This is a genomic window from Allobosea minatitlanensis (genome assembly GCF_964020775.1).
On record NZ_OZ224509.1, the window covers coordinates 1,352,438 to 1,373,210 of the forward strand.

Below are 20,773 nucleotides of genomic sequence, written 5' to 3' on the forward strand. Positions count from 1 at the left end.
GAAAAAAATCCGGCGGCCGTTGGGGCTGAAATCGGAAACGGCCGTCCTGGGCCATTTATGGGGCTCGGCATTCAATGGCGGTTGAAGACCTCTTTGCCACCGCGCCGAAGCCGGTCGTCGAGTATTTCGATCGGCGGCCATCGCGGCCTTCGTTCCGATGGGATGAGGTGGCGCCGCGGGAGCATGCTCTCGCCTTCACCGTGGCGCGCACGGCCGGCTTCGACGTGCTCGACGACATCCGCACCGCGACGCGCAAGGCCGTGGTCGACCGGATCCCGTTCGCGCAGTTCCGCGACGAGCTCGTCCCGCTGTTGAAGGCGAAGGGTTGGTGGGGCGAGAAGCGCGTCATCGATCCGCGCACCGGCGAGACCACCAAGGTCCAGGTCGGATCCTTGCGTCGTCTCGATCTAATCTATGACGCCAATATCCGCTCGGCCGAGGCCGCCGGCGACTGGGCGAGGATCCAGCGCGTCAAGGATGCGCTGCCCTGGCTGGAATATCTCACTTCGACCTCGGAGCGGAAACGCCCGCTGCACCTGTCATGGGTCGGCACGACGCTGCCGGTCGACGATCCCTGGTGGTCGACGCACTACCCGCCGAACGGCTGGCGCTGCAAATGCCGGGTGCGCTCCCGGGCAGTGCCGCGCGAGGGCGCGCAGCTCACCCGGCCGCCGCTCAACCCGCGGCCCTGGACGAATCGGACAACAGGGGAAAGCCGGCTCGTGCCGGCCGGCATCGATCCCGGCTGGGACAACAACCCGGGCCGCGCCCGCGAGCAGATGGCCGGCCGGCGCCTGGTCGCTCGCCTCGACCGGATGGGCTCGGAGGCGCGGCGGGAGGCCGTCCGGCACCTGCGCCAGGATCCCGTTTTCAGCTATGTCACCGAGAACGGCGCCGGCTTCGATTATCACCGGCGCCTGGATCCGGCCCAGCAGGGAGCCGGCCGGCTACGCTGGCCGGTGGCCGTGCTGCCGGATCCGTTGGCGGCCAGGCTCGGAACGACGAGCCGCACAGTCGCTCTTTCGGTCGCGGATGCGGCCAAGATTGTCGTGAAGCACCCCGAGATCGGACCGGACTTCTGGGCGGTGCTGCAGGCGGGGCTCGACCAGCCGGAGGCGGTCGACGGTGACGAGAAGCTGCGCGTGCTCGTCCGTATCGGCGGCAAGCCGTTCATGGTGGTGCTGAAGCGCACTGCGGCCGAGGAGGTGCTGCTCAACAGCGCGCATCGCGTCGAGGAATGGCAGGCCGACAGGTTGAAGAGGAAAGACGCGGCCGGCGGGGCATAACTCCCGCGCGTCACAGGGACGGAGGTACTGTCTCGACCGCGCACCGATTATAGTCCATCCTGTTGCTCAATCCAAATCACGGCCCCTGACGCCCGTCAGGGGCCTTTTCGTTTCCGGCCGCCGCCATGGTGCGGGGCATGCACAAGCGCCTCGCCCTCTGCAGCTCCTTGTCTGAAGGCCTCGTCGCCGGCATCGCCGCCTTCGAGGTCGTGATGGCGTCGGCGCAGGCGGGCGGCGAACAGCAGCCGCCCGAGTGGGTGCAGCTCACGCCGCGCGGCGCGGTGACCGCCCGCGACGGTCGTTCCTTCCGTTTCGATCCGGAGCGCCTGGCCGCGGCCTTCGCGGCGGAGGGCCTGCAGCTGCCGATCGATTTTGAGCACGAGAGCGAGTTCACGTTCACGCTCGGCGCCAAGCCGGCCCGCGCCTGGATCGTCGCGGTCGAGGCACGCGCGAAAGGGCTCTTCGGCCGGGTCGAATGGCTACCCGACGCCGTCGCGGCGCTCAAGGCCAAGGCCTACCGCTACATCTCGCCGACCTTCTACTTCGGCGAGGACGGCATCACGGCCCGCCTGATCAAGGCGGCCGCGCTCGTCGCCGCCCCCGCGCTCGGCATGCCGGCGCTCGCTTCCGCAACTCCCCAGAATGGAGCCACCATGCTCAAGGACATCCTGATCGCGCTCGGCCTGGCCGAGACCGCCTCGGCCGCCGACGCCGTCTCGGCGATCGCCCTGCTTAAGGCCGGCGATCCGGCGAAGTTCGTGCCGAAGGCGCAGCACGACGCGACGGCGACCGCGCTCGCCGCGGCCGAGAAGAAGCTCCAGGACGCCGACGATGCCGCCCAGGCCGCACGCTGCTCGACACTGGTCGAGGACGCCATCAAGGGCGGCAAGATCGCCCCGGCCGCGAAGGACCAGTACCTCGCGCTCGCCAAGTCGAACTTCGACGGCACCAAGGCGGCGATCGACGCCATGCCCGTCGTGCTGAAGGCGGGCGCGGACGCGGATCTCGACAATGCCGATCCGGACAAGGGCGCCGCCGGCAAGCTCTCCGAGGCGGAGAAGGCGATGGCCGCCACTCTCGGCGTGACCGAGGAAGCGTTCCTCGCCGCGCGCGCCGCCTGATTTCAAACCACGTTCAAATAGGAGCGCGCCGCCATGGCGTTGAGCAAGCCCAGAGACACCATCGAGCGCGGTCGCGACCTGCTCGTCATTCCGGTTGCCGCTGCGACCGCGATCTTCCAGGGCGCGCTCGTCGCCGTGAACGCCTCCGGCTATGCCGTGCCGGGCTCCGTCGCGACGACGCTGAAGGCGGCCGGGCGCGCCGAGGAGACGATCGACAATTCCGGCGGCGCCGCTGGCGCGCTCTCGGTCACGGTCAAGCGCGGCGTCTTCAAGTTCAAGAATTCGGCGTCCGACGCCTGCGTCCAGGCCAGCGTCCTGAGCGACTGCTTCATCGTCGACGACGAGACGGTGGCGAAGACCGACGGCTCCAGTGCCCGGTCCAAGGCCGGCAAGGTCCTCGAGGTCGAGGCGACCGGCGTCTGGGTCGAGATTTCCTGACAATCGGCGGGGTGGCGCAGCGGTAGCGCCGAGGACGCTTACACCGATCCGGGAAACATCCCGGATCGCCGCTCATAACCCGGAGGTCGGCGGTTCAAATCCGCCCCCCGCACCAGAAACCTGATCGCGAGGACGGTCCATGATCATCAATTCCAGCAATCTGCGGATGCTGACCACCGGCTACCGCGCCAATTTCGTGGCCGGGCTTGCCGCGGTGACCTCCATGTGGGCGCGTTTCGCGACGGAGGTGCCCTCGACCACGTCGGAGGAGCTCTATCCCTTCCTCAACCAGATTCCGGGGATGCGGAAGTGGATCGGCGAGCGCCAGCTGAAGAATGTCGGCACCGGCGATTATCGCCTGGTCAACGAGGACTGGGAGGACACCGTCAAGGTGACCCGCAACGCGATCCTCGACGATCGCTTCGGCATCTTCGCGCCCCTGATGACCATGCTCGGCGACGCCGCGGCCCGCCAGCCGGACGAGCTGGTGTTCTCGACCTTCGCCCGCGGTTTCGACACGAACTGCTTCGACGGCCAGTTCTTCTTCGATACCGATCATCCGGTGCTCGACGCCGATGGCTCGGTCACCTCGGTCTCGAACATGCAGGCCGGCGCCGGCGATCCCTGGTATCTGCTCGACCTGACCAAGGCGGTAAGGCCGATCATCTTCCAGAACCGGCAGAAGCCGACCTTCGCCGCCATGGACAATCCCGACGACGAGTCCGTGTTCATGCGCAAGGAGTTCGTCTACGGCGCCGACAGCCGCAATACCGCCGGCTTCGGCTTCTGGCAGACGGCCTTCGGCTCGAAGGCGCCGCTCGACGCGGCCAACTTCAAATCGGCCTTCGACGCGATGTCCCTGTTCAAGAAGGACTATGGCGCGCCGCTGGCGATCACGCCGAACGTCCTCCTGGTCGGCCCCTCGAACCGCTCCGCCGGCGAGACGATCGTCAAGAAGATGAACCTGGCCGGCGGCGAGTCCAACCTCGACTATGGCCGCGTCGAACTCGTCGTCGCGCCCTGGCTCGGCTGACCCGCCGGGTTTGCGTCGAGCCCTCCGCCAGGAGGGCTCTGGCAAGCCCGTAGGAGATCGCCATGGACCCGAAGAGCAAGTCGAAAGCCGGCCCTGCCGAGGCCGCCGCTGCTGATGCCGTCGAACAGGAGATCGACCGCGACCGTCGCAAGCCGAGTTCCGGCCGCGTCCTCGTTGCCGCGACCGCGAAGGAAGGCCGGCGCCGCGCCGGCCTCGAATTCAGCCATGCCGGCACCGCGATCGAGTTCGACGAGATCAGCCAGGAGCAGTGGGAGCAGATCCTCGACGATCCGCAGCTGTCTCTCCGGCCGGCAAAGGATGAGGCCGGGCCGGCAGCCTGACGAGATACCCCGAGAGGGCGGTCTGGTACGGCTCGCGAGGCCCCAGCACCCGATGGGAACGGCATGACCGTAGGGGCTTGAGCCCGCCGCCCGCCACCAATGCCAGGAGCGAAAGCGTCCACGGGCAACGGCCGCATCACCTCCGTCGTGGGAGGCGCGGCGCCGGGAGACGTGAGTAGGCGAGCCGGACGCGCATTCGGCTGACAGGGGAAAGTCCCGGAGGCGGTGCAAGCCCGCCGCACTCGTTTGGAGCGTGCCATGGCTGGCGAAAACATCCGGATCAATTTCGGCACCACGCAACGCGGCTTCAAGATCGCGCGCTTCATCGACGTCAACGACCAGATCTGCTCGCTGCAGAAATCTTCACTGATGGCGCCGCCCGAGTGCATTTGGCTCGGGCTCGACGACGAGAACCGGATGCACCTCTCGCGGGAACTCGTTCGCGCGCTGCTTCCGGCCCTTCAGCACTTCGCTGACACCGGCGAGCTTCCATGAGCTACGCCACCCGCGCAGATATCGAGACGATCTACGGCGCGCGTTTCCTCGAGACGCTGATGCCGGTCGATGTCGATACGGACGTCGCCGTCGCGCGCGCCATCACGGCCGCCCAGGCGGTAATCGATCCCTATCTGCGCAAGCGCTACGTCCTGCCGATCACGGTTCCGCCGCCGCCGATCCTGCAGCAATGCGCCATCGACATCGCCTGCTGGCAGCTCGCGCCGGCGGCCGACCGCATGTCCGAGGAGATCAAGGAGCGCTACAAGATGCGCCTCGCCTTCCTCCAGGACGTGGCAAAGGGCAACGCCGAGATCGTCGAATTGACGCCGGTGCCCGGATCCGGCGGCGACGGTAGCGCGGTCTCGGGCGGCGGCTCGTTCTTCTCGGCCGAGCCGCGGCGCTGGTCGGGAGAGCTCGAATGAGCGCGCTCGCGATCGAGATCGAGCTTTCCGGCTTCGCCCAGGTCGAGCAGTTCTTCGCCAGGCTCAACCCCTTCGAGAGCGAGACGCTGCTCGAGGCGATGGCCCGGCTCATCCGCGAGTCGACGCGCGAGCGCATCATCGCCGGCGGCCCGGCGCCGGACGGCTCCGCATGGAAGCCGAACCGCGTCGGCCGGACGCCGATCCTGCATCTCTCCGGCGCGCTCGCCCGCTCGATCGACTATGTCGTCGCCGGCACGCGGGCCGTTATCGGCTCCGGTCTGGTCTATGCCCGCATCCACCAGGAGGGCGGCGTCATCGTGCCGAAAAGCGCCTCGGCGCTCGTCTTCTCGGCCGGCAACCGGCTGTTCCGGGTCAAGAAGGTCACCATGCCGGCGCGGCCCTATGTCGGCCTCTCGGGCGAGGATCGCGCCGAGCTCGTCCAGACGGCGGTCGAATATCTGCGGAGGCTGTTCAAATGAGCCGCCTCTCGGATCTGCTCGTGGCGATCGGCGGCCAGCTGCGGGCGCTGAAGGACGAAACCGACGCCAAGGTCTTCACGGAGGTCCGCGTCGAGCTCGACCGCTTCGACCTCTCCGACCTGCTGGAGGATTCGACCAGGGCGCCGACCGCGCGCGTCTGCTTCATGCGCGCCAAGCCGGTGAAGGGGCCAGGCGCGGATCTCGATCTCGACGTCTCGGTCGCGATCGTCGTCGTCGCCGGCCGGATCGGGCCGGCCAGTCCCGACTTCTCCTCGGCGGATCTCGCGGCGCTGGGCCTGCTCGACGCCTGCGCGCGCTCGCTCATGCTCGATCCCTATGTCGGCCTGACCAGCCTGACGGCCGCGGATCTCGGCGACCAGCTCGTTGCCGTTTCCGAGCAGTCGAACAAGCGCGCCGTCGCGATCGCCCTGATGGAGGTGAAGTGGCGCCTGCTGCAGGCGCTGCTCGCCCGGCCTGCGGTCCAGGCCGGCCTCGGCAATGCCGCGCTCGACCTGCCGCCGGCCGGCTACCAGGTCAATGACGGCGAGGTGGTGCCGCTGCCGGAGGCCTCGCCATGAGGGGCGAGCGGGATTTGCGCAAGCGCCTCGCCGCGCTCGAGCGCCGCATGAACACGCTGATCATGGTCGGCACCGCCGAATCCAACCAGGGCAGCAAGACCAAGGTGCGCTTCGACGACGCCGGCGCCGGCGGCCAGCCCTTCTCGTCGCCGCTGCTGCCGCAGGCGTCGTGCTCGGGCAAGAACGGCCAGGGCGTCTCGCGCTTCAGCAAGATCGGTATCGGCGAGCCCGTCCTGGTCTTCTCGCCCGGGGGCGAGCTCGGCATCCACTCGCGCGTGTTGCCGGGCGGCCCCGTCGACGATCAGCCTTCTCCCGGCACGGCCGAGAGCGACGGCGACGTGCTGCAGATCGGCAATGCCGCGATCGCCGTGAAGGACGGCGAGGCGAAGATCTCGGTCGGCGGCGCCAGCATCACCCTCACGGACGGCCTCATCGTGCTGAAGGCCGCTCAGATCAGGCTGGAGCAGGGCTGATGCCGGGGATCGCGGTCGAAGGGCTCGATGCGGCCGGCGGTGCCCAGCTCGCCGGCGGCCAGGGCTTCGTCACGGCCGGCGGCCATCTGGTCGTCGTGCTGGGAGATCCGGTCACGCCGCATCCGCCGTTTCCGCCCCACAGCGCCGCGCCGTTCATGGCCGAGGGCTGCGACTGGCTGACCATCAACGGCATTCCCGTCTGCCGCGAAGGCCATCAGGCCAATTGCGGCCACGCCACCACCGGCCGGCCCTGGGTGCAGGTCATCGGCTGAATTCAAACGGCTTTGAAGGAGCCTTCCATGGAGAAGAAACCCTACCGCACCACCGCGCTCGCCGGCTTCTTCGTCGCCGGCCAGCGCGTGCCCTCGCGCCAGGACGATGACGGCAACCGCGTTCCCGTCATCGGCCATGTGCTGAACCTCACGGATGACGAGGCGAAATACGAGCTGCTCTCCGGCTCGATCGAGGCGGCCGAGGCCGAGGCCGGCGCTGCGCCCCTCAGCCCGCCCAGGAAGAAGTCCGGCAAGGCGGCCTGATCAGCCATGCGCAGCGGCATCGACAGGCAGACGGGCAGGCTGCTGATCGGCTGGGACCATTGCGTCCAGTCGATCGCGGTCATCCTCACCACCCGGGTCGGCTCCCGGGTGATGCGCCGCGCCTTCGGCTCCGCCGCGCTCGAGCTGCAGGACCGCAACGCCACGCCGAAGCGGGTCATGCAGGTCTATGCCGCCGTCGCCGCGGCGCTGAAACGCTGGGAGCCGGGCTTTCGCCTGCAGACGATCCGGCTGACCCGCGGCGGCGCCGACGGCGTCTTCGCCTTCGAGATCGCCGGCATCTTCTTCCCGCGCGGCCACCTCGGCGACTATTCGGTCAGCGAAACGCGCAGCGTCGCCATCACGGCCAATGACAACGGCTTTGTCGAGGTCGCCGCAGCATGAGCCGCTTCACTCCCGTCGATCTCTCGCAATATCCGATCTCGGACGTCATCGAGGCGCTCGACTTCGAGAGCTACCTGGCACGCGATCGCGCCACCTTCACCACCAGGTGGGAAGCGCGCCGTCTCGTCAACCCGTCGCTGCCGGCCGTCGACACGCTGCTGCTCGAGCCGGATCCGTCCTCGGTCGTGCTCGAGGTCGGCAGCCTTCGCGAGACCCTGCTGCGCGGGCGCATCAACGACCGCATCCGCGCGCTGACGCTCGCCGGCGCCCCCGGCCGGGCGCTCGACCATATCGGCATCACCTATTACCGCACGCCGCGGCGCGTCATCACGCCGGCGACGGACACGGCGACGGCGGTGATGGAGGATGACGAGACCTATCGCCAGCGCCTGGCGCTGGCGCCCGAATCCTGGTCGACCGCCGGGCCGGTCGGAGCCTATCTGTTCTGGGCCCTTTCGGCCTCGGGCGACGTGCTCGACGTCGCCGCCTATTCCGAAGACGAGGGCGTTACGCTGGCGCCGCGGATCCGCGTCGTCATCCTGCCGCGCGACGGGCTGACGGATCCCGAGAAGGCGGCGCTGGTCGTCACGGTGAAGCAAGCCTTGAGCCGCGACAGGCTCAGGCCGATGGGCGATCTGGTGACGGTGGAATTCGCCACCGACCTCAGCTTCGACGTCACCGCCCATCTCAGGATCCGCCAGGGCGCCTCGGCGGACATCGTCAAGGCCGAAGCCGAGAAGCGCATCCTGCAATATTGCTCCGGCCGTCTGCGCTGGATCGGCGACGACATCGAGGGCCCGGTCTGGCTGATCGGCCGGCGCATGCGCCAGGCGACGATCGCCGCGGCCGCGCTCGGCACCGACGCCAATGTCGTCGAGGTCGAGATTCCGGACCCGGCCACGGACGTCAACGCGCCTCACGCCGGCTATACCGAAGCGGCGCTCGCCGGCGTCGGCGAGTTCGATTTCGAGCCGCTGGCGCCCGAAATCACCGCCCATCTGTTCGTGGCGCCGCGGCTCGGCACCGTCACCGTGACGCATGAGATCGTCGCGGAGAGCTGGTCATGAGCCTCGACCTGCTGCCTGACAGCGCCACGCATTTCGAGCGCGAGCTCGCGGGCCTCTCGGCCGCGCTCGACGAGATCGACCCGATCGTCATCGAGACGATCTGGGACGCCTGGCGCTGCCCGAGCAAGCTCCTGCCCTGGCTCGCCTGGGCGCTCTCGGTCGATGTGTGGGACGATGGTTGGGCCGAGACGGTCAAGCGCCAGGCGATCGCCGACAGCCCCGATTATCACCGCATCAAAGGCACGGTGCAGGCCGTGCTCTCCGCACTGGCTCTAGCGGAGCGGCCCTTCGAGCTCACCGAATGGTTCGACCAGGTGCCGCTCGGCCGGCGTGGCACGGCGCGCGTCTTCGTCGAGACCACGCTGGACGATGTCGGCCGGGTGCTGGGCAAGATCCGGCCGCTGGTCATGTCGGCCAAGCCGAAGTCGCGGGGGATCGTGTTCGGCGCCGGCGAGCTCGTCACCGGCGCCATCGCGATCGGCGGCGGCCTCCTCGAGGAGAGCCTGACCAACGTCGAACCCTATGCCTATCTCGGCGAGGCGGCCGATGGCGTCATCCATCTCGGCGGCGGCGTGCTCGTTGAGACACTCACCATCATCGAGGGCATCGCATGACCACGGGCTTGCTCACCACCACCATCGGCCAGGCCGCGATCGCGACGGATCTCGCCGGCGGCGCCGATCTCGTCCTCAGCCATGTCGCCTTCGGCGATTCGAGCGGCGTCCCGTATCCTCCGAACGAGGCCCAGGTGACGCTCGTCAACGAGCGCTATCGCTCGACGATCGCCAGCGTCGCCGTCGTCTCCGGCGCCATCGTGGTGGATGTCGTCCTCCCGGCTGACACGCCGGATGGCCTCGGCCGACCGTCCCACGGCTTCAACGTGGCCGAAGCCGGGCTTTTCAGCGCTGACGGCAAGCTGATCGGCGTCGCCCGGATGGGTAACGGCTACAAGCCGCCACCGAGCTCGGGCCAGACCCAGAACGCGACCTTCCGCTTCAAGCTCCCGGTCAGCAATCCCAGCGCCATCAGCGTCGTCATCGACCCCCAGGCGCAGGTTCAGCTCGGCCGCAATGTCAGGCCCTTCTGGATGACGGTCGACGGTGTGATGAACGCCCCGCCCGGTGCGCCGGCTGTCGGCGCGACCTATGTCATCGGCGCTGCCCCAACCGGCGCCTGGGCCGGGTTTGCCAACCGCCTCGCGCAATGGGTTGGCGTTTGGGCGCTCGCCAGCGTCCCGGAAGGCCATCTCGTCTGCGACCTGAGCAAGGGAGAAGGTGCTTCCACACGGTTCATGAAGAGGACTGCGGCCGGCTGGGCCGGCGCCCTAGCGACGGACATAGCAGTTGGTTTCGCCAGATTGGCGACCAACGCCGAAGCAGCGGCGCAGGCTGCAACGGACTGCGCGCTGACGCCTTTTCACCTGAGCAAGCTGACCAAGGGACTGCGCAGGGTGCTCGTGTTCGACACGGTCGGGACCAGCACCTACACGCCATCGCCGGGGACGCGGATGGTGAAAGTCACCGTCGTCGGCGGCGGCGGCGGTGGCGCGGGTGCGGTCGCCGCAAACTCCGGCGAGGCCGCAGCAGGAAACGGCGGCGGCGGCGGCGGCATGGCGGTCAGCCTGCTCGATATCGCGACGGTTGGCGCATCTCAGGTGGTGACGGTCGGAAATGGTGGTGCGGGCGCGCCGGCCGGCAACAATAACGGTGGGGCTGGCGGCAGCTCGTCATTTGGCTCGCTGCTTTCCGCGACGGGTGGCGGCCCCGGCCCCGCAAGCTCGTCCGGAACCACGCCGCTCTCGGGGCCCGGCGGCAACGCCGGCCTAGGCTCGGGGGGCAATCTGTTTAACGTCGCAGGATCGATCGGGCAACCGCCGCTCCGCTTGAGCGGGTCAGCGGCAGTAGCTGGCACTGGCGGCATGAGCCCGCTTTTCCCCGCCTACAACAATTTCACCTCGATCACGGCGAACGGGCCGGCAGGCCGGCTTTATGGCGGCGGCGGGTCGGCCGGTGCGGCGATCGGATCGATGGCCGGCGCTGGTGGGGGCTCAGGCGCTCGCGGCTGCGTGATCGTCGAGGAGTATGAATGATGCAGCGCTTTGCACGCATTGATGATGGTGTGGTGGTCGAGGTCATCGAGCTGCCGGACACCGTCTCGGTTGCTGATCCTGAGAACGAAGGCCAGTCCATCGAGCGCCCATTGGCTCTTGCCGATGCCTTCCACGCCGATCTGGTCGCCGCGATCGTGCCGGCGCCGACAGAGGTAGAGACCGGATGGTCGTTCTCTGACGGCGAATTCTCCCCGCCGCCGCCTCCCGCCCTCCCGACCGTGGCCGAGCTGCTTGCCTATGCCGCCGACCTTCGCTGGCGGGTCGAACAGGGCGGCGCGGTGTGGAACGGCTGGCCGATCCATACGGATGACCGGAGCCAGGGCAAGTATCTGTCCGAGCTGCTGGCGATCAGCCTCGGTGTCCGGGTCGACAACGATCCCTGGAAGTTCGCCGACGACGTTTTCCGGCCGGTCAGCAACGCGGATTTTCAGGATCTCGCCATCGCCGCTCGCGAGCATGTTCGCATCGCCTTCGCGATCGAAGGCAGCGTGCAGGTTCAGATCGAGGCCGGCACGATCACGACCACCGAGCAGATCGACACGGCGTTCGCCTGATTGCTTCTCGGCCTGACGGAAAAGGCCCCTGACGCCGGTCAGGGGCCTTTTGCCTTGCTTCGGCACCTAGCTTCGGTCCCGACCTCGGCGCTGTCAAGCGCGCCGCCATGTTCGGGATCCGGAGCGCACGATGCCCACGACCGACTATTTCCACGGCACCCGCGTCTTCAAGGAAGGCGAGACCACGCGCCCGATCTCGGTTGACGACTACTCGACGGTCGGCGCCGCCGTGGTCGCGCCGAATGCCGATCCGGATGTCTTCCCGGAAGACGTCGTCACCACGATCTTCACCAACGATGCCGACGCGCGCGCCGCGCTCGGCACCGGCGGCAATGTCGATGCCGTTCTCGACGCGATCGACGACCAGGGCGTCGTCGCCGAGCTTCAGGTGGTGCGCGTCGCGCTGGGTGCCGGCACCGGCCAGACCCAGATCGAGAACACCATCGCCAACATCGTCGGCTCGGGCGCCGACTATTCCGGCGTCCACGCCTTCAAGCAGGCTTCAAAGCCGGCGAAGCTGATCATCGTGCCGGGCTATGACAGCCAGCGCATCAGCAACGGGAAGAATCCGGTCGCGGCCGAGCTCGAAGGCATCTGCACGCGCCTGAAGGCGATCAAGCTGCTGAACACGCCGGATTCGTCGAAGGAGGCCGCGGAGACCTATCGCGAGGACTTCCCCAACGATCTGCGCGCCTATCTCCTCCATCCCTCGGCCAAGGTGCTGTCCGGCGCCTCCATCGTCACCCAGCCCATCTCCGGCCGCGCCGCAGGCCTCTTCGTCAAGCGCGACAAGGAGGTGGGCGGCCCGCATGAGAGCCCGTCCAACCAGACGATCGGCGGCATCGTCGGCCCGTCCCGCCCGATCTCCTACTATGCCGGCGAGCCGGACAGCGAGGCGAACTGGCTCAACCAGCGCCGCATCGCGACGATCAAGAACGGCTTCATCCTGTGGGGCAACGAGACCTGCGCGCTCGATCCGCTCGATCGATTCGTCAACGTCGTGCGCGTCCAGGACATGGTCGACGATGCCGTGATCAAGGGCTTCGACTGGGCGATGGACAAGAACCTGTCCGTGCCGCTCGGCACCGCGATCATCCAGTCGCTGCAGAGCTTCCTCGACGAGCTCACCGCCAAGGGGGCCATCCTCGGCGGCCGCGCCTGGTTCCAGCGCGATCTCAACAGCAACGAGTCGCTGGCCTCGGGCGTGCTGCGCCTCGAATACGATCGCGAGCCGCCGGCGCCGCTGCAGGATCTGCAGTTCGGCGCCCGCCGCAACCTCACCTACTACGCGACCCTGGCCGACGGCATCCTGCAGTCGCTCGATCGCGTGGACGTCTGACCGGCCACGGAGCGCTGAACGATGAGCAAGATCGCCTTCCTGCCGATCCGCGGCATGAACTGGTACGCCGAGGATGCCGCCGGCCAGCCCCTGAACCTGCATCTCGCCACCGAGAGCTCGAAGCTGCCGGCCATGGCCGAGAGCTTCGAGACCTTCGTGCCGGCCGCCTCCAACGGCGCCATCGAGATCGCTCTGAACCGCGAGGCTTGCGAGGCCTCGCTCAAGCTCAAGGGCCTTCAGCCCGAGGTGCTGAAGCTGTTCTCGACGCCCTTCGGCGTGCGCAGGAAATTCACCGGCTTCGGGGTCCTGGTCAACGAATATGCCGCCAGCGCGAACGAGCGCCTGCTGCAGGTCACCGCCACGATCCACGGCCGCATCGGAGCCGAGATCGAGGAGCACAACGGCACCTCGCTCACCGGCACGGACTACACCATCAAGTCGGTCTCCAAATACCAGCTGACCATCGGCAACGAGGAGATCGCCCGCTTCAACATCGAGCTCGGCGGCTGGATGGACAAGGAAGGCCAGCAGGTCCAGATCGCCAACATGCTCGGGCTCGCCGGCTGATGCCGTTCCCGCCCGATCCCGACCTGAAGCCGATCGTCCCGCCGCCCGGCTCGCCCGACGATCCGGCGCGGCACGCGGCGGCCGTGGCCGCGGCGCCGGGCGTCTCGGCGCGGCCGCGTATCGAGCCGGCCGATCCGCGCGCCTGGTCGACCAGCCTGACGCTGAAGCATCCGCTCATCGTCGACGGCGAGCGCCTCGAGGAGGTGACGATCCGCCGGTTGACCGGCGCCGATGTCGGCGAGCTCGTGCTCGGCGGAGCGGCCGATACCAGCCTCAACGTTTTGGCCCGTGCGCGGATGGCCGGACTGCATCCGGACGTGATCGAAGCGTTCTCGGCCGACGATGGGGAGGCCTTCGCGGCGGCCTGCCGCCCTTTATTGCCGGCCAGCCTCGTCGCGCTCGAGGAGCAATTCCTGGCGGACGTCCAAGCGCAGATCTGAGGCGGGGGCTCGCGCGGATCCCGCGACTCGCGGGCGAGGTTTCAAAGGCCTTTTCAACGCCGCTTCCGACCGTCCTCGGCTGGGGCGTCGACGAGATCATCTTCTGGCATGAGGAGGCCTGCGCCATCGCAGGCTTGTCGTAATGGCCGATATGCGCGTCCGCCTGCTGCTCGACCTGGTGAACCGGCTCTCGCCGGGCGCCAAGACGGCGGCGCGCGACATCAAGCAGGTGAAGGATGCGGCCCGCGACCTCAGGAGAGAGCGTGCCGGCGACGGCCTCGCCGCCGGGCTGAGGAAGGTCCCGCCCGCCGCGCGCAGCGCATCGAAGGAACTGCGCGGCGTCGGCCAGGCGGCACGCCAGGTCAGCCGCGAGCGCGGCCCAGCCCGGCTTTCGCGCGATCTCGACAAGGCCGCCGCCAGCGCCGCCCGCCTCCGCCGCGAGATGGTGAGATCGGGCGCGGCGGATCTCGGCGCGGCAGCTGGCGGGCGCGGAGCGGCGTTGCTGGCCGCCGGCCGCGGCGCCTTGCTGCCGCTGGCCGGCGCCTATGGCGGCTACCGGGCCGGCAGCGCCGTGGTCCGCGGCACCGTCGGCAACTCGATTTCCTTCGAGAAGGCGATGGCGGATGTCCGCAAGAAGGTCGACGGGATGGATGATCCCGCCGCGCTCGCCAAGATGGAACGGGCCGTCTCGAAATGGGCGATCGCTTATGGCCGCACCCGCGAAGAGGTCGCCGCCATGGTCGCGGAGGCCGGCGCCGCCGGCGTTTCGCGTGCCGACATGCCGGAGTTCATCCGCACGGCCATCGCCGCAGCCACCGCCTGGGATGCGACGGCCGACCAGACGTCGAATGCTCTGGCCAAGATCAAAGCAGCGACGGGCTGGGGCAACAAGGAGCTCGGTGAGTTCGTCGACAAGGTCAACGCACTGGCCGACGCCGGCTCCGCCAAGGAGATGGACGTCGTCGACATGTTCCAGCGCGCCGGCGCCGCGGCGAAGGCGGCCGGCGTCGATTTCGACGCCTCGCTGGCATTTCTCACGGCCATGAACAACGTGGCGATCGCGCCGGAAGTCGCCTCGCGAGGCTTCGCGGCGTTCTCGTCGCGGCTGCGCACCGCGAGTGGCCAGGGCAAGAAGGTTGCCGATGGGCTCAAGGATCTCGGACTGACGCCGAAGGGCGTCGAGAAGGGCATGAAGACCAATGCCACCGGCACGATGATCGACGTGCTGGAGCGTCTCGAGAAGAGCGCGGACAAGGCCAGCGTCGCGATCAAGATCTTTGGGCGTGAATGGTGGGACGAGGTCGCGCGGGCCGGCCAGGCCCTGCCCGAGATCCGCAAGAACCTCGCCATCGTCAGGGATCGGAAGAACTGGGACGGGTCGGCCCAGAACAGCCTCAATATCGAGCTTTCGACGACCGACAAGCATCTCAAGCGCCTGAGCGCCCTGACCAGCGAGGTCGGCGACAAGCTCGGTCGTTGGGCGCTGCCGGCCATCAACGAGGGCGTCGAAAGGATCATTGCAGGCATGGACCTGCTGGAGAAGCGCGCCGCCGATCAGGCGCAGGCGCGGGCCGATCGGACGGCCGAAGACAACACGGCCGGCCGTGTCGCGGCCGGCGAGGCGCTGACGCCGGAAGAGCGCGAGCGCATGGCGACCGATGCAGCCTATCGCAATCGCATCCAGTCCCGAGCCGAGGCCAAGCGCACGGACAGGGCCAATCTCGGCATCACCAACAACATGCGGCTCGGTGAGCTCGAGCGCGAGCGCGAGCAGATCAGCGGCTCGATCGAGACGCGGCGCCGCGCCGGCGCGACATCCGAACAGCTGGCCTATTCGCTCCGGCGCCTCGAAGCGATCCTGGCCGAGATCCGCAGCCTCGATCCGAGCCGGGCGCCGGCCGCCGTCGATCCACGCCGCCCGGCTGACCAGGAGGAGCGCGGCCAGGCCGATCGCGGCGAGGCGCTCGCCCTGCAGGAGCGCATCATCCAGCTGGAGTCGCGCCTGCGCGCACTGGATTCGCTCGCCACGCTTTCGTCGAATCCGGCCGACCGGGCAGGCTTCGCAACCGACAAGCAACCCTTCCTGCGGCGCAGGGCGGCGGCGGAGGCGGCCTGGCGCAATCGGATCGCCCCGGGCGCCATGGCCGCCGGCACCTTCGGCCTCGGCGTCGGAGGCATCCCGGCCACCGCACGGCCGAGCGGAGCCGGCCCCGGCATCCTCTCCTTCGGCACCAGCGTCAATGGCTGGGCCCAGTCGGTGCGCAACGACCTGGACATCGATCTCGGCCCGGCCGGGATGACGATGATGGAGAGGCTCACCGCGGGCATCCAGTCCGGCGGCGCGGCCGCGCAAGCTGCGGCAGGCGGCGTGAAGGACGGCATCACCGGCGCCTTCGGCGGTGCCGATCTCTCCGGCGCCGGCGCAGCGATGATGGCGACGCTGGAATCCGGCATCCGCATCGGTGGTGCGCGCGCCGTCGCCGCGGCACAGGGCGTCGCCGCCCAGGTCAAGGCCGTGGCGGGCGCCGCCGGCGGCGCGGCCAGAGGGCGCATCAACGGCGCGCTGCATGACGGGGTCGAGTGATGTCCGCGGTCCTTGCCATCGGCCCGCATGTCTTCGAGATCCTGCCGCTCTCGCTGCAGAAGCTCAGCGAGCGCACCAAGATGAACTGGCCGGCGACCAAGCGCTTCGGCGTCGGACCCGCCCGCCAGCTCACCGGCCGGGACGAGGACACCTTCGATATAGAGGGCGTCTATTACGACCAGGAATTCGGCGGCCATGCCGAGTATCTGGCGCTGAAGGCGACGCAGAGTGCCGGCGAGCCGGTCGAGCTGATCGGCTGGGCCGCCGGCGGCGGCGCCGCCAGCGTCTTCGGCACCGTCGTCATCCTCGAGGTTGGGGCCGAGCATAGCTACCTCCACACCACCGGAATCGGCCGCAAGGTCGAGTTCGACGTGAAGCTGGCGCCGTTCGGCGGCGATGGCGGCCCCTTCGGAGGGCTGTTCTGATGGCGAGCGTCAAGGTGGTCCAGGACGCGATGACGCTGGACCTCCTGGTCTGGCGTGCGCTCGGCCGGCAGGACCAGCGGCTCGTCGAGCAGACGCTCGCGCTCAACCCCGGCCTGGCCTCGGCCGGCACCATCCTCTCGGTCGGCACCGTCGTTGTGTTGCCGGAGCCGCCGGCCGCCACCGCGCGGATCCGCGAAACCGTGAAGCTGTGGAGCTGAGCCATGGCTTTCGTCAGCGACGCCACGCAGCAGGGCTACCGCCCCTTCATCCACATCACGGTCAACGGCAACGAGGTCTCCGGCGGCTTCTATTCGCGGCTGGTCTCGGCCGTGGCCCGGGACGAGGCGGGCCAGACCTCGGACCGCATCACCTTCACGCTCGACGATGCCGAAAACGCGATCGAGCTGCCGCCGGACAAGGCGACGATCGTCGTCTATGGCGGCTGGCGGGACGCGGAGCAGGGGCTGATCGGCACTTATGAGATGCAGTCGATCGAGCTGAAGGGTGATGCCGACCAGGGCGAGTTCGTCGTTATCCAGGCGAGCGCGGCCGACCTGAAGCGCAAGCTGAAGGGCGTCGATCGCGAGAGCCATGAGGACACGACCTTCGGCGAGATCGTCGAGACCTATGCCAAGCGCAACGGCATGACGGCGCGAGTCGATCCCGATCTCGCCAAGATCAAGATCCCGTACCGCGCGCGGGTCGACACATCGGAGATCGACTTCCTGACCACGCTCGCCGACGAGCATGGCGGCGTGGTCAAGCCGATGGGCGACAAGCTGGTCGTCGCGAAGCGCGGCAAGGCGAAATCGACCGGCGGCCAGAGCCTCGCACCGATCAGGATCGAGAAGAGCGACTGCACGTCCTGGTCGATCGAGCCCAATGGCCGGCCCGAGTACGGCAAGGTCAAGGCCGGCTACATCGACCAGAAGACCGGCAAGCGGTTGAAGGTCGAGGCCGAGACCGGCCTGAAGGGACCCGATTTCACGATGAAATCGCCGTATCCGACGAAGGAGCTGGCCGAGAAGGCCGCCCAGGCCGAGGCGCAGCGGCTGACCCGCAACACCGGCGAAGGGCATTTCCAGCTCGCGCGCGGCCGTTTCGACGCTCAGGCCGAGGCCGATGTCATCGCCGGCGAGAGCTTCAGGACAGGCATCCGCGGCACCTGGCGGTCCGACGCCGTCGAGCAAGTCTGGGACGAGCGCGGCTGGACCACGAAGGTCGAGGTCAAATCCAAGGAGGATGGCTCCTCCGGCAAGAAGGACGATTGAGCATGGCGACGCAGATCTACGACATCACGGCCAAGGCCGGCCCGTACATCGCCGGCATCAAGCTGCTGCCCGGCCAGACTTCGATCGAGCTCACGGCCGAGCAGGCGGAATACGAGCTGGCGCAGGGCACGATCCTGGCGACGGGCGAGGACGGCAGCGCACCGCCGCCGGAGCCCGCCCCGGTTCTCGCCAGCGACCAGGTCGAGCTGAAGCGTGGCGGCCTGGCGACGCGCCCGACCGCGGCCGAGCTCGCCACCTTCGTCCAGCAGCAGCCGCGGACGATCAACGCCTATGCGGCCAATGTCACGCTGGCGGCGGCCGACAAGGGCGCTCTGGCCATCGTCGCCGACGACGCGGCTGTGGCGGTGACGCTGCCGGCCGACTGGGCACCGGGCGAGAGCGTGACGGTTCGGCGCGGCGGCACAGGCGCCGTGACCTGGGCGCTGGCGGCCGGCGCGACGCTCGCGCTGCCGGCCTCGAAAGCGGCCCATGTCGGCATCGCCGAGCAACATGCCGAGGCTGTGTTCACCGTGCTCTCCAACGCCGGCGACACCGCCGTGTGGGGCGTCTCGGGAGCGACGGCGTGATCGCCGCTCTCGCCATCATCCTGGCCTGCGCGCTCCTGAACCGGCTGCGCGGCGACGATCGCTGGAAGCCGGCCTGGCTGCCGGGCCGAGCGTTGTTCTACGTCGCCCCGGCGATCGGCACCGTCGCCCTGCTGGCGCAGCCCTGGCCGGTCGCGCTGGCTTTCGCCGGCGGCTACGTGTTCTGGGCGGTGTGGGGCTGGGGGCACATCCTGATGCGCGTCGGCGGATTCCGCCCGGATCGGCCGCCCGATGCCGTCGAGCGGGCCCTGCTGCGGCTGCCCGGCTCGATCCTGCCGATCTTCGCCCGGATGCTCTTCGCGCTTCCAGCTGCGATCGCCGTCGCCTGGCTCTCCGGCCGGCCTGAATTCTGGATCGCGGCGCCGTCCTTCGCCGCGGTGGCCACCTTCGCCTACCACGTCCTGTTCCGGCCGATCGGAGCCTATGACTGGCTCCGCGCCGAGTTCGCCATCGGAGGCCTGTGGGGCCTCCTCATCATCGGAGCCTGACCATGCGTGTTTTCGCCTGCCTGCTCGTCGCGCTGACGCTCTGCGGTTGCTCCGGACGCCGCGACGGCAATGACGGCATGGACGGTTTCGGCGTCGCGGCCGGCCTCAGGCACGAGCTGCAGCGGCCCGGCAGGTGACGTGACGGGGGAGCCTTTCGGCTCCGGCGGCCCTCTCCGGCAAGATTGAAGCCGCCCGACGAGACTGACATCACATCGCCCGCCACGACGGCCGTGAGGCCGCACCGCAGCGGGCGCCATCAGGCTCTAAGATCTCGTGAACGAAGTTCGCCCTATCTCGCCCGTCGCCGGCTATATCGGCGGCAAGAAGCAGCTCGCCCGCAGGCTCGTCGAGCGGATCGGCCAGATCGAGCACACCACCTATGCAGAGGCCTTCGTCGGCATGGGCGGCGTCTTCCTGCGACGGCCGTCAAAACCGCAGGCCGAGGTCATCAACGATGCCTCGCGCGACGTGGCCACGTTCTTCCGCGTCCTCCAGCGCCACTATCAGGCCTTCCTCGACATGCTGCGCTGGCAACTGTCCAGCCGCGCAGAATTCGAGCGGCTGAACGCGCAGAATCCGGACACCCTTACCGATCTCGAGCGGGCCGCCCGCTTCCTCTATCTGCAGAAGCTCTCCTTCGGCGGCAAGGTCGCCAGCCGGTCCTTCGGCATCGACACGAAGGCGCCGGCGCGCTTCGACATCACTCGACTTCAGCCGCTCCTCGAGGCGGTGCATGATCGCCTCGCCGGCGTCTGGATCGAATGCCTGACCTGGCAGGACTTCATCGTCCGCTGGGACCGGCCGGGCACATTGTTCTATCTGGACCCGCCATATTGGGGCACCGAGCACTTCTACGGGCGGGAGCTGTTCGGCCGAGAGGAGTTCGTGCTGTTGAGCGATGCTTTACAGCGCCTTCAAGGCCGTTTCATCCTATCGCTGAACGACGTGCCCGAGGTGCGCGAGCTGTTCGCCTGGGCCTCGATCGAGACGGTCGAGCTTAGCTATCAGGCCAGCGGTGGCGGCCGGACGAAGCGGGTGCGGGAAGTTGTGATCAGCGGGTGAGACAACACGATGGACAACAGGATCGGTGCCGGGCGGCAACATCAAGTGCTTCATCAGGGAGATGGCACCCGCATCGAGATCGAAGAGCCCTTCGGAACAATCGGCCGGTGGCTCATCAGCGTCGAAACAGCCCGCGCCGACGAGGCGGTTCACTTGCGTCTCCTGGACAGGCTGGTCGTCGCGCTCACTCCTCGGGAGGCCAACGACCTGGCAGAGGCACTAAAGCGGGCGGCGGGCGGCCGATAAGCCTGCCGTCACGAAAACCAATCTGTTGCCATTTGATCCTTCGCTCGTTGCCATTTGAAACTTCGCGCTACAATCGGCGCCCGCGGCGGCCCCGGATATGACAGGCCGGTGCCGCGGAGATCGGGAAGCATGTCGTCGGCAGGCGCGGATTCGCCGGCAAGGCGCGCCGAAGGAACGGGCTGCGGGAGGCGAGGGTCGCTGGAGGTGATCCTAGGCCGTTCCGCCCGCCCGCTTCGGGTTGGGGGAAGGATGGTAGCGGGAGAGGGACTTGAACCCCCGACACGCGGATTATGATTCCGCTGCTCTAACCAGCTGAGCTACCCCGCCACATGTTCCGGGCGCGCCGTCGGCGACCCGTCACAGGGGCGCGATATAGGGGCGCGCACCGGCCCGCGTCAAGCCTTGCCG

Annotated in this window: 29 protein-coding genes and 2 tRNA genes; 30 read left to right on the forward strand and 1 reads right to left on the reverse strand. The window is 68.6% G+C overall.

Features of this window, described 5'->3' with window-relative positions:
- The first annotated feature begins 167 nt into the window (after window positions 1-167).
- The 30 genes from ACWH43_RS06595 (at window position 168) to ACWH43_RS06740 (ending at window position 20,365) form a co-directional block, all read left to right on the forward strand.
- The gene (locus tag ACWH43_RS06595) at window positions 168-1,286 is read left to right on the forward strand and encodes a phage head morphogenesis protein (RefSeq protein WP_260347657.1); all 1,119 of its coding nucleotides are present in this window, start codon (window positions 168-170) and stop codon (window positions 1,284-1,286) included.
- A gap of 137 nt (window positions 1,287-1,423) precedes the next feature.
- Window positions 1,424-2,407 (forward strand): phage protease, encoded by a 984-nt coding sequence (locus ACWH43_RS06600; protein ID WP_260347658.1) that lies wholly within the window; start codon window positions 1,424-1,426, stop codon window positions 2,405-2,407.
- 33 nt (window positions 2,408-2,440) lie between these two features.
- Entirely contained in the window at window positions 2,441-2,845 is a 405-nt protein-coding gene (locus ACWH43_RS06605) for a hypothetical protein (RefSeq protein WP_260347659.1), read from the forward strand.
- Window positions 2,846-2,851: 6 nt separating this feature from the next.
- A tRNA-OTHER gene (locus ACWH43_RS06610) sits at window positions 2,852-2,960 on the forward strand.
- A 24-nt stretch (window positions 2,961-2,984) separates the two neighbouring features.
- Window positions 2,985-3,878, forward strand: a complete 894-nt coding sequence (locus ACWH43_RS06615; protein ID WP_260347660.1) for a Mu-like prophage major head subunit gpT family protein — start codon at window positions 2,985-2,987, stop codon at window positions 3,876-3,878.
- Window positions 3,879-3,940: 62 nt separating this feature from the next.
- Window positions 3,941-4,219, forward strand: coding sequence for an HI1506-related protein (locus tag ACWH43_RS06620; protein ID WP_260347661.1), 279 nt, complete (start codon window positions 3,941-3,943; stop codon window positions 4,217-4,219).
- Window positions 4,220-4,477: 258 nt separating this feature from the next.
- Window positions 4,478-4,714: a hypothetical protein gene (locus ACWH43_RS06625; RefSeq protein WP_260347662.1), complete on the forward strand. Its 237-nt coding sequence runs from the start codon at window positions 4,478-4,480 to the stop codon at window positions 4,712-4,714.
- Window positions 4,711-5,139: a gp436 family protein gene (locus ACWH43_RS06630; RefSeq protein ID WP_260347663.1), complete on the forward strand. Its 429-nt coding sequence runs from the start codon at window positions 4,711-4,713 to the stop codon at window positions 5,137-5,139. The genes ACWH43_RS06625 and ACWH43_RS06630 overlap by 4 nt, the downstream gene beginning before the upstream one ends.
- Window positions 5,136-5,618 carry a phage virion morphogenesis protein gene (locus ACWH43_RS06635; RefSeq protein ID WP_260347664.1) on the forward strand — a complete coding sequence of 161 codons (483 nt, stop codon included), beginning with the start codon at window positions 5,136-5,138 and terminating at the stop codon, window positions 5,616-5,618. The genes ACWH43_RS06630 and ACWH43_RS06635 overlap by 4 nt, the downstream gene beginning before the upstream one ends.
- A complete protein-coding gene (locus ACWH43_RS06640) occupies window positions 5,615-6,196 on the forward strand; it encodes a hypothetical protein (protein ID WP_260347665.1) in 582 nt (193 codons plus the stop codon). Before ACWH43_RS06635 ends, ACWH43_RS06640 begins: the two co-directional genes overlap by 4 nt.
- Window positions 6,193-6,669, forward strand: a complete 477-nt coding sequence (locus ACWH43_RS06645) for a hypothetical protein (protein WP_260347666.1) — start codon at window positions 6,193-6,195, stop codon at window positions 6,667-6,669. The genes ACWH43_RS06640 and ACWH43_RS06645 overlap by 4 nt, the downstream gene beginning before the upstream one ends.
- Window positions 6,669-6,941 (forward strand): PAAR domain-containing protein, encoded by a 273-nt coding sequence (locus ACWH43_RS06650; protein WP_260347667.1) that lies wholly within the window; start codon window positions 6,669-6,671, stop codon window positions 6,939-6,941. The genes ACWH43_RS06645 and ACWH43_RS06650 overlap by 1 nt, the downstream gene beginning before the upstream one ends.
- A 27-nt stretch (window positions 6,942-6,968) precedes the next feature.
- The gene (locus tag ACWH43_RS06655) at window positions 6,969-7,205 is read left to right on the forward strand and encodes a hypothetical protein (protein WP_260347668.1); all 237 of its coding nucleotides are present in this window, start codon (window positions 6,969-6,971) and stop codon (window positions 7,203-7,205) included.
- 6 nt (window positions 7,206-7,211) lie between these two features.
- Entirely contained in the window at window positions 7,212-7,607 is a 396-nt protein-coding gene (locus ACWH43_RS06660) for a GPW/gp25 family protein (RefSeq protein ID WP_260347669.1), read from the forward strand.
- Window positions 7,604-8,674 carry a baseplate assembly protein gene (locus ACWH43_RS06665; protein ID WP_260347670.1) on the forward strand — a complete coding sequence of 357 codons (1,071 nt, stop codon included), beginning with the start codon at window positions 7,604-7,606 and terminating at the stop codon, window positions 8,672-8,674. Before ACWH43_RS06660 ends, ACWH43_RS06665 begins: the two co-directional genes overlap by 4 nt.
- Window positions 8,671-9,288, forward strand: a complete 618-nt coding sequence (locus tag ACWH43_RS06670) for a phage tail protein I (protein WP_260347671.1) — start codon at window positions 8,671-8,673, stop codon at window positions 9,286-9,288. The genes ACWH43_RS06665 and ACWH43_RS06670 overlap by 4 nt, the downstream gene beginning before the upstream one ends.
- Window positions 9,285-10,763 carry a phage tail-collar fiber domain-containing protein gene (locus ACWH43_RS06675; protein WP_260347672.1) on the forward strand — a complete coding sequence of 493 codons (1,479 nt, stop codon included), beginning with the start codon at window positions 9,285-9,287 and terminating at the stop codon, window positions 10,761-10,763. Before ACWH43_RS06670 ends, ACWH43_RS06675 begins: the two co-directional genes overlap by 4 nt.
- The gene (locus tag ACWH43_RS06680; RefSeq protein WP_260347673.1) at window positions 10,760-11,338 is read left to right on the forward strand and encodes a DUF4376 domain-containing protein; all 579 of its coding nucleotides are present in this window, start codon (window positions 10,760-10,762) and stop codon (window positions 11,336-11,338) included. Before ACWH43_RS06675 ends, ACWH43_RS06680 begins: the two co-directional genes overlap by 4 nt.
- A 130-nt stretch (window positions 11,339-11,468) precedes the next feature.
- A complete protein-coding gene (locus ACWH43_RS06685; protein WP_260347674.1) occupies window positions 11,469-12,677 on the forward strand; it encodes a phage tail protein in 1,209 nt (402 codons plus the stop codon).
- Between the two features lie 21 nt (window positions 12,678-12,698).
- Entirely contained in the window at window positions 12,699-13,244 is a 546-nt protein-coding gene (locus tag ACWH43_RS06690) for a phage major tail tube protein (protein WP_260347675.1), read from the forward strand.
- The gene (locus ACWH43_RS06695) at window positions 13,244-13,684 is read left to right on the forward strand and encodes a phage tail assembly protein (RefSeq protein WP_260347676.1); all 441 of its coding nucleotides are present in this window, start codon (window positions 13,244-13,246) and stop codon (window positions 13,682-13,684) included. The genes ACWH43_RS06690 and ACWH43_RS06695 overlap by 1 nt, the downstream gene beginning before the upstream one ends.
- A 142-nt stretch (window positions 13,685-13,826) precedes the next feature.
- The gene (locus tag ACWH43_RS06700) at window positions 13,827-16,268 is read left to right on the forward strand and encodes a phage tail tape measure protein (RefSeq protein WP_260347677.1); all 2,442 of its coding nucleotides are present in this window, start codon (window positions 13,827-13,829) and stop codon (window positions 16,266-16,268) included.
- Window positions 16,268-16,693 (forward strand): phage tail protein, encoded by a 426-nt coding sequence (locus ACWH43_RS06705; protein ID WP_260347678.1) that lies wholly within the window; start codon window positions 16,268-16,270, stop codon window positions 16,691-16,693. The genes ACWH43_RS06700 and ACWH43_RS06705 overlap by 1 nt, the downstream gene beginning before the upstream one ends.
- On the forward strand, window positions 16,693-16,911 hold the full coding sequence (locus tag ACWH43_RS06710; protein ID WP_260347679.1) for a tail protein X: 219 nt from the start codon (window positions 16,693-16,695) through the stop codon (window positions 16,909-16,911). The genes ACWH43_RS06705 and ACWH43_RS06710 overlap by 1 nt, the downstream gene beginning before the upstream one ends.
- 3 nt (window positions 16,912-16,914) lie before the next feature.
- Window positions 16,915-17,964: a hypothetical protein gene (locus tag ACWH43_RS06715; RefSeq protein ID WP_260347680.1), complete on the forward strand. Its 1,050-nt coding sequence runs from the start codon at window positions 16,915-16,917 to the stop codon at window positions 17,962-17,964.
- 2 nt (window positions 17,965-17,966) lie between these two features.
- Window positions 17,967-18,551, forward strand: coding sequence for a hypothetical protein (locus ACWH43_RS06720; RefSeq protein WP_448153424.1), 585 nt, complete (start codon window positions 17,967-17,969; stop codon window positions 18,549-18,551).
- Window positions 18,548-19,057, forward strand: coding sequence for a hypothetical protein (locus tag ACWH43_RS06725; protein ID WP_260347682.1), 510 nt, complete (start codon window positions 18,548-18,550; stop codon window positions 19,055-19,057). The genes ACWH43_RS06720 and ACWH43_RS06725 overlap by 4 nt, the downstream gene beginning before the upstream one ends.
- Before the next feature lie 2 nt (window positions 19,058-19,059).
- Entirely contained in the window at window positions 19,060-19,194 is a 135-nt protein-coding gene (locus tag ACWH43_RS06730; protein ID WP_260347683.1) for a hypothetical protein, read from the forward strand.
- A gap of 136 nt (window positions 19,195-19,330) precedes the next feature.
- Window positions 19,331-20,119: a DNA adenine methylase gene (locus tag ACWH43_RS06735; protein WP_260347684.1), complete on the forward strand. Its 789-nt coding sequence runs from the start codon at window positions 19,331-19,333 to the stop codon at window positions 20,117-20,119.
- Window positions 20,120-20,128: 9 nt separating this feature from the next.
- Complete coding sequence (locus ACWH43_RS06740) at window positions 20,129-20,365, forward strand: hypothetical protein (RefSeq protein ID WP_260347685.1); 237 nt, start codon at window positions 20,129-20,131, stop codon at window positions 20,363-20,365.
- A gap of 250 nt (window positions 20,366-20,615) precedes the next feature.
- Here the strand turns inward: ACWH43_RS06740 and ACWH43_RS06745 are convergent.
- A tRNA-Met gene (locus ACWH43_RS06745) sits at window positions 20,616-20,692 on the reverse strand.
- Window positions 20,693-20,773 lie beyond the last annotated feature (81 nt).

What these genes read in the sequence shown, in the direction of transcription:
- ACWH43_RS06600 (WP_260347658.1), top strand. Translation starts at nt 1,424, where the DNA reads ATGCACAAGCGCCTCGCCCTCTGCAGCTCCTTGTCTGAAGGCCTCGTC.
- ACWH43_RS06605 (WP_260347659.1), top strand. Translation starts at nt 2,441, where the DNA reads ATGGCGTTGAGCAAGCCCAGAGACACCATCGAGCGCGGTCGCGACCTG.
- ACWH43_RS06615 (WP_260347660.1), top strand. Translation starts at nt 2,985, where the DNA reads ATGATCATCAATTCCAGCAATCTGCGGATGCTGACCACCGGCTACCGC.
- ACWH43_RS06620 (WP_260347661.1), top strand. Translation starts at nt 3,941, where the DNA reads ATGGACCCGAAGAGCAAGTCGAAAGCCGGCCCTGCCGAGGCCGCCGCT.
- ACWH43_RS06625 (WP_260347662.1), top strand. Translation starts at nt 4,478, where the DNA reads ATGGCTGGCGAAAACATCCGGATCAATTTCGGCACCACGCAACGCGGC.
- ACWH43_RS06630 (WP_260347663.1), top strand. Translation starts at nt 4,711, where the DNA reads ATGAGCTACGCCACCCGCGCAGATATCGAGACGATCTACGGCGCGCGT.
- ACWH43_RS06635 (WP_260347664.1), top strand. Translation starts at nt 5,136, where the DNA reads ATGAGCGCGCTCGCGATCGAGATCGAGCTTTCCGGCTTCGCCCAGGTC.
- ACWH43_RS06640 (WP_260347665.1), top strand. Translation starts at nt 5,615, where the DNA reads ATGAGCCGCCTCTCGGATCTGCTCGTGGCGATCGGCGGCCAGCTGCGG.
- ACWH43_RS06645 (WP_260347666.1), top strand. Translation starts at nt 6,193, where the DNA reads ATGAGGGGCGAGCGGGATTTGCGCAAGCGCCTCGCCGCGCTCGAGCGC.
- ACWH43_RS06650 (WP_260347667.1), top strand. Translation starts at nt 6,669, where the DNA reads ATGCCGGGGATCGCGGTCGAAGGGCTCGATGCGGCCGGCGGTGCCCAG.
- ACWH43_RS06655 (WP_260347668.1), top strand. Translation starts at nt 6,969, where the DNA reads ATGGAGAAGAAACCCTACCGCACCACCGCGCTCGCCGGCTTCTTCGTC.
- ACWH43_RS06660 (WP_260347669.1), top strand. Translation starts at nt 7,212, where the DNA reads ATGCGCAGCGGCATCGACAGGCAGACGGGCAGGCTGCTGATCGGCTGG.
- ACWH43_RS06665 (WP_260347670.1), top strand. Translation starts at nt 7,604, where the DNA reads ATGAGCCGCTTCACTCCCGTCGATCTCTCGCAATATCCGATCTCGGAC.
- ACWH43_RS06670 (WP_260347671.1), top strand. Translation starts at nt 8,671, where the DNA reads ATGAGCCTCGACCTGCTGCCTGACAGCGCCACGCATTTCGAGCGCGAG.
- ACWH43_RS06675 (WP_260347672.1), top strand. Translation starts at nt 9,285, where the DNA reads ATGACCACGGGCTTGCTCACCACCACCATCGGCCAGGCCGCGATCGCG.
- ACWH43_RS06680 (WP_260347673.1), top strand. Translation starts at nt 10,760, where the DNA reads ATGATGCAGCGCTTTGCACGCATTGATGATGGTGTGGTGGTCGAGGTC.
- ACWH43_RS06685 (WP_260347674.1), top strand. Translation starts at nt 11,469, where the DNA reads ATGCCCACGACCGACTATTTCCACGGCACCCGCGTCTTCAAGGAAGGC.
- ACWH43_RS06690 (WP_260347675.1), top strand. Translation starts at nt 12,699, where the DNA reads ATGAGCAAGATCGCCTTCCTGCCGATCCGCGGCATGAACTGGTACGCC.
- ACWH43_RS06695 (WP_260347676.1), top strand. Translation starts at nt 13,244, where the DNA reads ATGCCGTTCCCGCCCGATCCCGACCTGAAGCCGATCGTCCCGCCGCCC.
- ACWH43_RS06700 (WP_260347677.1), top strand. Translation starts at nt 13,827, where the DNA reads ATGGCCGATATGCGCGTCCGCCTGCTGCTCGACCTGGTGAACCGGCTC.
- ACWH43_RS06705 (WP_260347678.1), top strand. Translation starts at nt 16,268, where the DNA reads ATGTCCGCGGTCCTTGCCATCGGCCCGCATGTCTTCGAGATCCTGCCG.
- ACWH43_RS06710 (WP_260347679.1), top strand. Translation starts at nt 16,693, where the DNA reads ATGGCGAGCGTCAAGGTGGTCCAGGACGCGATGACGCTGGACCTCCTG.
- ACWH43_RS06715 (WP_260347680.1), top strand. Translation starts at nt 16,915, where the DNA reads ATGGCTTTCGTCAGCGACGCCACGCAGCAGGGCTACCGCCCCTTCATC.
- ACWH43_RS06720 (WP_448153424.1), top strand. Translation starts at nt 17,967, where the DNA reads ATGGCGACGCAGATCTACGACATCACGGCCAAGGCCGGCCCGTACATC.
- ACWH43_RS06730 (WP_260347683.1), top strand. Translation starts at nt 19,060, where the DNA reads ATGCGTGTTTTCGCCTGCCTGCTCGTCGCGCTGACGCTCTGCGGTTGC.
- ACWH43_RS06740 (WP_260347685.1), top strand. Translation starts at nt 20,129, where the DNA reads ATGGACAACAGGATCGGTGCCGGGCGGCAACATCAAGTGCTTCATCAG.